10 protein-coding genes and 5 pseudogenes are annotated in these 10,000 nt (G+C 56.5%); 3 read left to right on the top strand and 12 right to left on the bottom strand.

What is annotated here, in order from left to right; translation table 11 throughout:
• Positions 1–512 precede the first annotated feature (512 nt).
• The 7 genes and pseudogenes from OGY37_RS00105 to OGY37_RS00075 all read right to left on the bottom strand — a co-directional run.
• Positions 513–1,032, bottom strand: a pseudogene (locus OGY37_RS00105) (IS5-like element ISPst7 family transposase); the annotation flags it as partial.
• A 107-nt stretch (positions 1,033–1,139) separates the two neighbouring features.
• Complete coding sequence (locus OGY37_RS00100) at positions 1,140–2,009, bottom strand: LysR family transcriptional regulator (RefSeq protein ID WP_004152692.1); 870 nt, start codon at positions 2,007–2,009, stop codon at positions 1,140–1,142.
• Complete coding sequence (ptxD, locus tag OGY37_RS00095) at positions 2,003–3,013, bottom strand: phosphonate dehydrogenase PtxD (RefSeq protein ID WP_004152693.1); 1,011 nt, start codon at positions 3,011–3,013, stop codon at positions 2,003–2,005. Before ptxD ends, OGY37_RS00100 begins: the two co-directional genes overlap by 7 nt.
• 8 nt (positions 3,014–3,021) lie before the next feature.
• The gene (gene phnE / locus OGY37_RS00090) at positions 3,022–3,849 is read right to left on the bottom strand and encodes a phosphonate ABC transporter, permease protein PhnE (RefSeq protein WP_004152694.1); all 828 of its coding nucleotides are present in this window, start codon (positions 3,847–3,849) and stop codon (positions 3,022–3,024) included.
• Between the two features lie 8 nt (positions 3,850–3,857).
• Entirely contained in the window at positions 3,858–4,721 is an 864-nt protein-coding gene (gene phnD, locus OGY37_RS00085) for a phosphate/phosphite/phosphonate ABC transporter substrate-binding protein (protein WP_004152695.1), read from the bottom strand.
• Positions 4,718–5,377: pseudogene (locus OGY37_RS00080) on the bottom strand (ATP-binding cassette domain-containing protein); the annotation flags it as partial. The gene phnD and the pseudogene OGY37_RS00080, both read right to left, overlap by 4 nt.
• A gap of 54 nt (positions 5,378–5,431) precedes the next feature.
• On the bottom strand, positions 5,432–6,136 hold the full coding sequence (locus OGY37_RS00075) for an IS6-like element IS26 family transposase (protein ID WP_001067855.1): 705 nt from the start codon (positions 6,134–6,136) through the stop codon (positions 5,432–5,434).
• 63 nt (positions 6,137–6,199) lie between these two features.
• Here OGY37_RS00075 and OGY37_RS00070 point away from each other — a divergent pair.
• The 3 pseudogenes from OGY37_RS00070 to OGY37_RS00060 all read left to right on the top strand — a co-directional run.
• Positions 6,200–6,472 (top strand): annotated as a pseudogene (locus tag OGY37_RS00070) (transposase); the annotation flags it as partial.
• Between the two features lie 16 nt (positions 6,473–6,488).
• A pseudogene (locus tag OGY37_RS00065) lies at positions 6,489–6,765 on the top strand (IS3 family transposase); the annotation flags it as partial.
• 114 nt (positions 6,766–6,879) lie between these two features.
• Positions 6,880–7,032 (top strand): annotated as a pseudogene (locus tag OGY37_RS00060) (recombinase family protein); the annotation flags it as partial.
• A 27-nt stretch (positions 7,033–7,059) separates the two neighbouring features.
• Here OGY37_RS00060 and fghA read toward each other — a convergent pair.
• The 5 genes from fghA to OGY37_RS00035 all read right to left on the bottom strand — a co-directional run.
• Complete coding sequence (gene fghA / locus OGY37_RS00055; RefSeq protein ID WP_012561110.1) at positions 7,060–7,896, bottom strand: S-formylglutathione hydrolase; 837 nt, start codon at positions 7,894–7,896, stop codon at positions 7,060–7,062.
• Positions 7,897–7,960: 64 nt separating this feature from the next.
• Positions 7,961–8,359 (bottom strand): VOC family protein, encoded by a 399-nt coding sequence (locus OGY37_RS00050; protein ID WP_012561111.1) that lies wholly within the window; start codon positions 8,357–8,359, stop codon positions 7,961–7,963.
• A 43-nt stretch (positions 8,360–8,402) separates the two neighbouring features.
• Positions 8,403–9,512, bottom strand: coding sequence for an S-(hydroxymethyl)glutathione dehydrogenase (frmA, locus tag OGY37_RS00045; RefSeq protein ID WP_017384070.1), 1,110 nt, complete (start codon positions 9,510–9,512; stop codon positions 8,403–8,405).
• A gap of 34 nt (positions 9,513–9,546) precedes the next feature.
• Entirely contained in the window at positions 9,547–9,822 is a 276-nt protein-coding gene (gene frmR / locus OGY37_RS00040; protein ID WP_017384071.1) for a formaldehyde-responsive transcriptional repressor FrmR, read from the bottom strand.
• 113 nt (positions 9,823–9,935) lie between these two features.
• A partial coding sequence (locus OGY37_RS00035; protein ID WP_071603212.1) for an IS1 family transposase occupies positions 9,936–10,000 on the bottom strand: 65 nt, incomplete at its 5' end.

Below are 10,000 nucleotides of genomic sequence, written 5' to 3'. Positions count from 1 at the left end.
AAAAAATCGGCCCAGATCCGCGAAATTTTAATCAGCGAGTCAGCTTGGGAAGAAATGACCTGCTTATTCGCACCTTCCCTGTCATCGGCGGCGGTACGCTGGCTACCGTGAGCACCTACACACTCAGCTGCCTGATGAGCGCCGCTCTGGAGTTACCGCGTTGCTGCATTGTGATTGCCAACCTATCCGGCAGCTATGTGGCTCAGACCAAGGCAATTGCCGAAGCAATCTCTAACCTCCAGCAAGAAGCCAGTCGCCAAGCGAGCACCATCACCCCCGTGCAGTTGGCGGGTACCTGTTCATCCCTGGCGCCTCTCCGCCTTGATGCTGGCAGATTCAGTCTGGCCTCGCGGTTCGACCTACCGAAATATCGGCGGTTACATTGTCCCCAGAGCTTCAGACCCGGCTGTTACCGGCCACGCCTGTCTGGGTAGGGAACGAGTGGTGGAACAGTCGGTTCCGTCGGGCGTTAACCTGCGGAACAGAAACCCATGCGACTTTCAGGTCGCACTGCCGAAATAATACTGGTTTCCCTTCTTGGTCTGGTGCATTTCCGGGTCGCGCTTGCCGTCCTTGTTCTTGGTCGAACTGGGCGCATTGATCAGCGTTGCATCGACGATGGTGCCCTGGCGCAGCGACAGGCCGCGGTCGCCCAGAGCCATTGATGACAGCGAGGATGCCGGCCGCCAGCTCGTGTTTCTCCAGCAAGCGGCGGAAGTTGAGAATGGTGGTTTCGTCGGGGATGCGCTCCAGGTGCAGCCCGGCAAACTGGCGCAGGATCGTGGTTTCGTACAGCGCTTCCTCCATCGCTGGATCGCTGTAGCCGAACCAGTTCTGCAGCAGATGCACACGCAGCATCGCCATCAACGGGTAGGCCGGACGGCCACCTTCACCCTTCGGATAATGTGGCTCGATCAAAGCAATCAAGCCCTTCCACGGCACCACCCGATCCATCTCGATCAGGAACAACTCCTTGCGGGTTTGCTTGCGCTTGCCAGCGTACTCGGCGTCGGCGAAGGTCATCTGCTTCATCGGGAAACTCGGTGGGTGGGGGCGCGGTATTTTGCCAAATCAGAAAGTCTTTTTCAGAGTTTCCCTAGGCTGACAAGCCAAGCGCTGGATCGCAACCATCCATCACCTTATCCAGCTAGATCTGCCTCCTCCAATAAGTGCCGCACAAATCCCGGCGGGTGCAGATTTCCGGGAGGTTTGCGCCAGATCAGTTGGAGACGCTTTTCAAGCCCCGGGATGGGAAGAGCTACCAGCGCGCCACTGCGAACTTCGTCTTGTACTGCGGAAGCCATCACCAACGACACGCCGAGTCCCGCCCTCACTGCTTGTTTGACTGCCTCGGTGCTGCCTAGCTGCATACCGCTGCGAGGCACGCCCAGTTCGCCAAAGTATTCGGTCAGAAGCCGTCCGGTACCGCTACCCGGTTCACCTCCCAGCATCGGCAGGTCCACCAGACGATCACGTTCTATGCACCCTGCTTCAGCCAGCGCATGGTCGGGGCTGACGATAAGCACCAGCGGCTCGACCCGCCAGAGGCGGTGTTCGAAGTCGGGGTGAGGTAGCCACCATTCCATGATCGCGGCGTCGAGCTGGCCCGCCAGTAGCTGGTCGGCCACATCCGGGTTGGCGGCGATGCGCAGATCCACCTCGCCCCTCTCATTTGCGGTCGTCAGATAGTTGCGCACGAATGGCTGGAGAAGGTAGGTGCCGATGTTGGTGCTGGCCCCGACGCGCTCACGATTGCCATGCAGGGCTTCTAGCGCCCGGGCGTGCATGTCGAGCAAGGCGGTCGCATGCGGCATGAAGGCCAGCGCCCGTGTGGTAGGCTGGCAGCCGCTACGACTGCGCTGCACCAGCGTTACGCCGACCTGCTCTTCAAGCTTCTGCAAGTGCTGCGACACCGTCGGCTGGGCCAGCCCCAACGCCCTCGCCGCGCTCTGAAAACTGCCTGTTTGAACGATCGCTACCAGGCTCTTCAGCCAGACCGGATTCAACATGCGGCAGGCTCGGCCTTGGGCAGACGGTTCGCAGCGTTGATTGGGCGCGCACCTGCCAATACCTGGATGATGTTCTGCGCTGCACAACGTTCAATCTCCAGGCGCACCGCGCGCACTGCCGACCCTATGTGCGGAGTGAACAGCGTATTCGGATGCGCGAGCAGCGCAGGATCGATCAGCCGCGGCCGGTCCGCGCGAGCCCAGTCTTCCATTTCGAATACATCCGCCGCATACCCGCCGAGCTGGCCTCGCTCAAGCGCCGCGAGCACGGCGGCTTCATCCACTACCGAACCACGACAGGGGTTTACAAGCAGAGCGCCCGGCCGTACGAGGGCAAGCAGCTCGGCGTTGACCAGATGCTGGGTATCGGCATTCAAGGGAAGCGCCAGCAGGATGAAGTCCGAGCTGGCGAAGAGTTCGCTGCACGCCACCTGGCGCAGGCCGAGCCGTTGCTCGGTTTGTGTATCCAGAGCCTTCGCCTCGTGGTACTGCAGGGTCGCGCCCCATCCCTGCAAGCGCTCAGCCATGGCCAGTCCGATGGCGCCCATGCCAAGGATGCCGACCGTAGCGTTATCCAGCCCCGTGCCGTAGAACTGTGGTTGCCAGCCCTGGAACTCGCCAGAGCGGACGAACGCATCTGCTGCCCGCAGATGCCGCCCCAGCCCCACCGCCAGTCCGATCGCCAGCTCGGCAGTCGGGACCGTCAACAGATCAGGCACGAAGGTCAGCCAGACCCCGCGGGCAGTACAGGCGTCCACATCGAAATTGTCGAAGCCCTTGAGCGCGCAGCCGACTACACGCAGCTCAGGGCAGGCTTGAAGAAAGTCTGCATCGACCCGATCGGGCATGAACGCCATCATCGCCTGAGCATCGCGACAGCGGCGCAGAATTTCCTCGCGCGTCAGCGTGCTGTCGGTCTGGTTGGTCACCAGCTCGCAATGTGGCGCCAGCAGTTGCAGGATCTCATCGTGTACTCGGTGAGTTATAACGAGTTTCGGCAGCATGTTTTGTCCTATTTGAAACGTTTGCGCAGCACGCCACTGAAGGCGTCTACTAGCGTGACCATGGCCAGGATGACCAGCAGGATTGCTGCAACCTCCTGGTACTGCATGATGCGCAGCGAGCCCATGAGTTCGAAGCCGATACCGCCGGCGCCAACCATGCCCATCACGGTGGAGGCGCGAAAGTTGTATTCCCAGCGGTAGATCGCCACGTCGGCGAACTGCGGCGTCACCTGTGGCAAAACCGCGTGCAGCAGCACTTGCATCGGCGTAGCCCCCGCCGCCCGAGCGGCTTCCACCGGCGCTTCGTCGACGTGCTCGATGGCCTCGGCGAAGAACTTGCTGACCATGCCGACCGAATGCAGACCCAGGGCAAGCACGCCCGGCAAGGCGCCGAACCCTACGGCTGCAACGAAGATGATGCCCATGATCAGCTCCGGCACCGACCGCAGGGCATTGAGCAGCACCCGGGCAACACCGAACACAAGGGGGTGCGGCGCCGTATTGCGCGCTGCAACGAAGGCCACCACCAGCGAGAACACCACTGCGATGGCCGTACCGGCGATGCTCATCGCCAAGGTGTCGATCAAGGGGCGAATCCAGCTTCGATAGCCCGAAAAGTCTGGCGGCATGGCCTCGCCTGCCAGGGTCGCGATGGAGGGCAGCCCGTTCAGCAGCGTGGTGGCATCGAGCAGCCCCACGTACCAGCAGGCCAACAGCACCACTCCGAATACAATCGCCACCTGCCCCAGCTGGCGCCACCAACCGAGGCCGAAGCCTCGAAGGATGTGCTCGCGTTGCTCTGCAGGCAGCGCCTGCACGTCGTAATGAGTAGACATATCGGTGCTCACATCGTGGCGAAGTCGAGGCCGAGCAGCGATCCCATTTTGCGGATCACATCGTAGTCGGCGTCGGTGATTGGCGCGAAGGCCTCGGCCTTGAAGTTGCGCAGCACTTCGGGATCGTCGATACCGACGAATACATCCCGCACCTTGGTTTTCAGCTCGGGGCTCAGGTTCGAGCGCATCGCCCAGGGGTACTGGGGGTATTCGCCGCTGTAACCAAGTACTTTCACCTTGCTCGGATCGATTAGGCCACGTTCGACTACGTGATTGAAAATTACCTCCGACAGCCCACCCGCATCGGCGTTGCCGTTCGCCACGTTGACGGCAACGGCGTCATGCGTGCCCACAAAATATTCTTCGTAGTCCCGCCCACCCGTCAAACCGGCCGTCTCAAGAAGCACGGTTTTGGGAATCAAATGGCTGGACGTCGATGCCCGGTCACCATAGGCCATCTTCTTGCCCTTAAGGTCGGCATACTCATTCACGCCTGACGCCACATTGGCGATAATCACCGAGCGATAGGTCGGCTTGCCGTCGATGACCGTGACAGCGAAGGGCTCGATGTCGCTTTTGCTTTTGGCCATGACGTAGGACAGCGGACCGAAATACGCCAGGTCGATACGGCCAAAGCGCATCGCCTCAATCATCGAGGAATAGTCGGTGGTTACGATCAGCTGCACCTTCTTGTCCAGATGCTCTTCCAGATAATCCTTCAGCGGCTGGTTACGCTTGATCAGCTCGGAGGCGTTTTCGTCCGGCAGCAGGGCAACCTTTAGCACATCCGGATCGGCATCGGCCGCTAGGGCGGACAAACTTGAAACAGCGGACAGCAAGCAAGTCAATAAGAGCGCGGATAAGCGTTTCATCGGGACATCTCCAGTGAAGGTTCGAGCATGACAGGTGGTTCAGCCGGAGCATTCGCTGGCTGAGTCGTAGAGCGGCCTGCATAGATGCGCTCAAGCTGCGCATCGGTGAGTTCCGAGGGCGCGGCATCGAAAACGATCTGAGAATCGGCCAGCCCGACGACGCGATCGGCGAAGCGGCGGGCATATTCGAGTTGATGCAGCGAAACGATGGCGGTGATGCCGTCTTCCTTGCAGATGTCGCGCAGCAATCCGAGAACACGGACCGAAGTGGCCGGGTCGAGACTGGCTACCGGCTCATCGGCCAGAATGATCGCCGGCTGTTGCGCTAGCGCACGCGCGATGCCTACCCGCTGCTGCTGGCCACCGGACAGTTTGTCCACCCGGCTTAGCGCCTTGTCTGCCAGACCGACCCGAGCGAGGCAACTGAGCGCAATCTCCTGATCGGCACGCGGCAGAGGAAACAGCGAGCGGAGCGTGTTGTGAAAGGCCAGCCGACCGGTAAGCACATTAGCCAGTGCGCTTTGACGTTCGATTAGCTGGTGGTGCTGAAAGATCATGGCGGTACGCCGACGATGCTGACGCAAGGCCGAGCCGCTGCCGAGCTCACCGAGTTCGCTGGTGACACTGCCGCCAGTGGGCGTGACGAGTCGATTGAGACGGCACTGTTGCAAAGTTAGCGATGAGGCAGCGTTTTGTCTTATTCAAAGGCCTTACATTTCAAAAACTCTGCTTACCAGGCGCATTTCGCCCAGGGGATCACCATAATAAAATGCTGAGGCCTGGCCTTTGCGTAGTGCACGCATCACCTCAATACCTTTGATGGTGGCGTAAGCCGTCTTCATGGATTTAAATCCCAGCGTGGCGCCGATTATCCGTTTCAGTTTGCCATGATCGCATTCAATCACGTTGTTCCGGTACTTAATCTGTCGGTGTTCAACGTCAGACGGGCACCGGCCTTCGCGTTTGAGCAGAGCAAGCGCGCGACCATAGGCGGGCGCTTTATCCGTGTTGATGAATCGCGGGATCTGCCACTTCTTCACGTTGTTGAGGATTTTACCCAGAAACCGGTATGCAGCTTTGCTGTTACGACGGGAGGAGAGATAAAAATCGACAGTGCGGCCCCGGCTGTCGACGGCCCGGTACAGATACGCCCAGCGGCCATTGACCTTCACGTAGGTTTCATCCATGTGCCACGGGCAAAGATCGGAAGGGTTACGCCAGTACCAGCGCAGCCGTTTTTCCATTTCAGGCGCATAACGCTGAACCCAGCGGTAAATCGTGGAGTGATCGACATTCACTCCGCGTTCAGCCAGCATCTCCTGCAGCTCACGGTAACTGATGCCGTATTTGCAGTACCAGCGTACGGCCCACAGAATGATGTCACGCTGAAAATGCCGGCCTTTGAATGGGTTCATGTGCAGCTCCATCAGCAAAAGGGGATGATAAGTTTATCACCACCGACTATTTGCAACAGTGCCGGTGTCAGCCCGGTCCCCGTTTCTTCTGGAAAAACGAACCGTTACCGACTTAATCGTGGTGGAGATCGTGCTGCAAATAGTGCACTTCACATCATCGCCATCGGACGCTTACGAACTGACGCAAAAACAAAGGAATATGTCGCCAGGCGTGTAGCCGAAGGACATACAAAAATGGAAGCGATACGCTGTCTAAAGCGATATATCTCCCGCGAAGTTTACACGTTACTGCGCAATCAAAACAGGCGGATCAACAGTATCCCGATAACAGCTTGACTCTTAGAAGGGCGTCCAGGGCAGCCAGTACGGCAGTGACGACTGGCAGCGCTTCTACCGGGCCAATAACCTGGCGCCGAGCATGAGCCGGCGTGGCAACTGCTGGGATAATGCGGTGGCCGAATCGTTCTTCAGTTCGCTGAAAAAAGAACGGATCAGAAAACGCATATATAAAACCAGGGATCTGGCCCGGGCGGATCTTCGATTACATTGAAGTCTTCTATAACCGGTCCCGGCGCCACAGCCACCTCGGCGACGTCAGTCCGGAGGCCTTCGAACAGGCCTCGTCGTGAGGACAGGATTTGTCTACAGGCGTGGGGTCAGTCCAAACTATAGGGCAGGATCGTCTACCGGGGCGGGGTCAGTCCATCAACGGCTCGGAAGTGTCTAGATTATCCGTGGCGATTCACCGGGGCAAACAGGCCGATCAGGAACGACATAAGAAAGTTCTGTATTACCGACAGGTCAAGAAACTGAGCATAAGAGAAACTGCTGAAGCCACCAGTTACAGTACATCTCAGGTCTGCAGGGTTCAGGCCCTGTTCAGGCCTGAAAATTAAGCACATTTTCTGAGGCTGGAAATCAACTCATGCTGACAGCCTGAGCCTGTTGGCATGGTAAGCAATGTGCTCACCAATAAAGCTGGAAATGAAATAATAGCTGTGGTCGTATCCAGTATGATATCGGAACGACGCATTGAGGTTCATCTCATTGCATACTCTCTCAAGGATTTTGGTGCGCAGTTGCTCTTCATAAAAGGCGTCACTCAGCCCCTGATCAATGAAGATTTCTGGTAATTTTTCACCCTGTAAAATGAGGCTGACTGGATCGTAGGCTTCCCACGTTTTTCTGTTTTCACCCAGGTAAGCGCTAAATGCCTGTTGCCCCCATGGCACCTGAGAAGGCGATACTATCGGGGAAAATGCTGATACGCTCACATATTCACCAGGATTTCGCAGAGCCAGCACCAGAGCACCCAGCCCTCCCATAGAATGACCGGATATAGATTTTCTTGCCGTTGCAGGAAAATGATTCATGACGACATCCGGAAGCTCTCTGAGAATATAGTCATACATCCTGTAATGAACATTCCACGGCTGTTCCGTCGCGTTCAGATAAAAACCGGCCCCCTGGCCAAGATCGTAACTGTCGGCATCCGGGACATTATTACCCCGGGGACTGGTATCCGGGACAACAACGATGACGTTATGCCGGGCTGCATAATGCTGCATACCTGATTTGGTGATGAAATTCTGCTCAGTACAGGTCAGGCCCGACAACCAGTATAGTACCGGCAGTTTTTCTGTTACTGCTTTGGGAGGAAGATACACACCGAAATTCATTTCACAATTAAGGGATTGTGAATAATGCCGGTACACGTTTTGCCAGCCGCCAGAGCTGGCATGCTGCTCAATGAGTTCCATCAGCCGTTATCTCATGGTTATTTCCCCTGACCGAAGCCAGGGGAAGTATCTTTAAATCCGGACGTCAGATAAACGTATACGCCGTGATTTTGTTACCCGCCGGATCCCGCAGGTAGGCAGCATAGGCCCCGGGAAGGTGACCACGCGGGCCAGGTTGACCTTCATCAGCTCCACCGGCGGCAAGGCCGGCAGCATGGAAAGCATCAACCTCTTCCGGGGTGGCAGCAGCGAAGCCGACAGTCACCCCGTTAGCGGAAGGTGCTTCACCGTTGCCCGGACGGGCAATGATAAATGCCGGCTTTTCGCGGCCATAGAGTACCCAGCCGTTGCCAAACGGGCCGAGGTTATTGATACCAAGCGTGCCCAGGACGACATCGTAAAATGCGGAGGATTTCTCGACATCGGCTGCGCCAATGAACACATGAGAAAAGATGCCGTCACCAGAAATTACCGGAGTTGTCATTTTCCACTTCCTTCAGTTTGAGTTGATTAAAATTCTGATGGGATCAGTAATGAATCACTGTCCGGATAGATTTGCCTTCATGCATAAGCTCGAAGGCGTCATTGATTTCATCCAGTGTCATCGTATGGGTTACAAATGGCTCAAGGTCAATATCCCCCTTCATGGCATCCTCGACCATACCGGGGAGCTGAGTGCGGCCTTTTACTCCGCCAAACGCGGAACCTTTCCATACGCGCCCGGTGACCAGCTGGAAAGGACGGGTGGAAATCTCCTGTCCGGCCCCTGCGACACCAATGACAACGGACTGCCCCCACCCACGGTGAGCACTTTCCAGCGCTGCACGCATGACGTTAACGTTACCGATACATTCAAAGGTATGGTCAATACCCCACTTGTTGATATCCAGCAGAACATCTTTAATCGGTTTGTCATAATCATTCGGGTTAATGCAGTCAGTGGCCCCGAACTGACGGGCCAGGTCAAATTTTGTCGGATTAGTATCGATAGCGATAATACGTCCCGCTTTTGCCTGACGGGCCCCCTGTACCGCAGCCAGACCAATTGCCCCCAGACCAAAAATGGCAACTGAATCGCCCGGCTGCACTTTAGCCGTGTTATGGACGGCGCCAATACCGGTAGTCACGCCACAACCCAACAGGCAGACGTGTTCATGGTTCGCCTCCGGGTTAATTTTTGCCAGAGAAACCTCGGCCACAACGGTGTATTCACTGAATGTGGAACATCCCATGTAGTGGTAAAGAGGCTGACCGTTGTATGAAAAGCGAGTGGTCCCGTCAGGCATCAGTCCTTTGCCCTGAGTCTCGCGAACCGATACACAGAGGTTCGTTTTACCGGACTGGCAGAATTCACACTCCCCGCATTCAGCGGTGTAGAGCGGAATAACATGGTCACCCGGCTTCACACTGGTGACGCCTTCACCAACTTCAACGACGATACCGGCTCCCTCGTGGCCGAGAACCACCGGGAAAACGCCCTCAGGGTCATTCCCTGAGAGGGTAAAGGCATCGGTATGGCAGACACCTGTGTGGGTGTTTTTAATCAGCACCTCGCCTTTTTTAGGCGGAGCAACATCAATTTCAACAATCTCCAGGGGCTTCCCTGGTGCAAATGCAACAGCGGCACGTGATTTCATACGTAATATATCCTCAATGTAATAATGGCCTCACCTATTTAAGATAGGCACGAACCAGCTCAATCGTATCGTCAACTGATTTACTGACTTCATGACTGTAGCTGTCATTCTGGTCAAAGGTTTCCCGTATGTGGCTCTCCAGCACCTCTGCCATCAGTCCGTTAGCGGCGCCCCGGACGGCGGCGATTTGCTGGAGAACGGAACGGCATTCAGCGCCACTTTCAAGTGCTCTTTCCAGAGCATCAATCTGACCCCGGATACGGCGAACCCGGGTTAGGACCTTTTTTTTCTCTTCAGGAGTACTGGGCATTGCTTACCTCACTGCTCTGTATTTCTTATACTATAGGGGAGTATTACATTAAGATCAACACATACCCCACTATAGTATAATAAATATATCAGAGCACCGGTAATGACTCCAACTTACTGATAGTGTTTTATGTTCAGATAATGCCCGATGACTTTGTCATGCAGCTCCACCGATTTTG

The sequence above is a fragment of the Citrobacter sp. Cpo030 genome, assembly GCF_030333005.1.
GTDB lineage: Bacteria > Pseudomonadota > Gammaproteobacteria > Enterobacterales > Enterobacteriaceae > Citrobacter > Citrobacter portucalensis.
The sequence above is the reverse complement of the archived record's forward strand: the minus strand, read 5'-3'. Positions and strand labels throughout refer to the sequence as shown.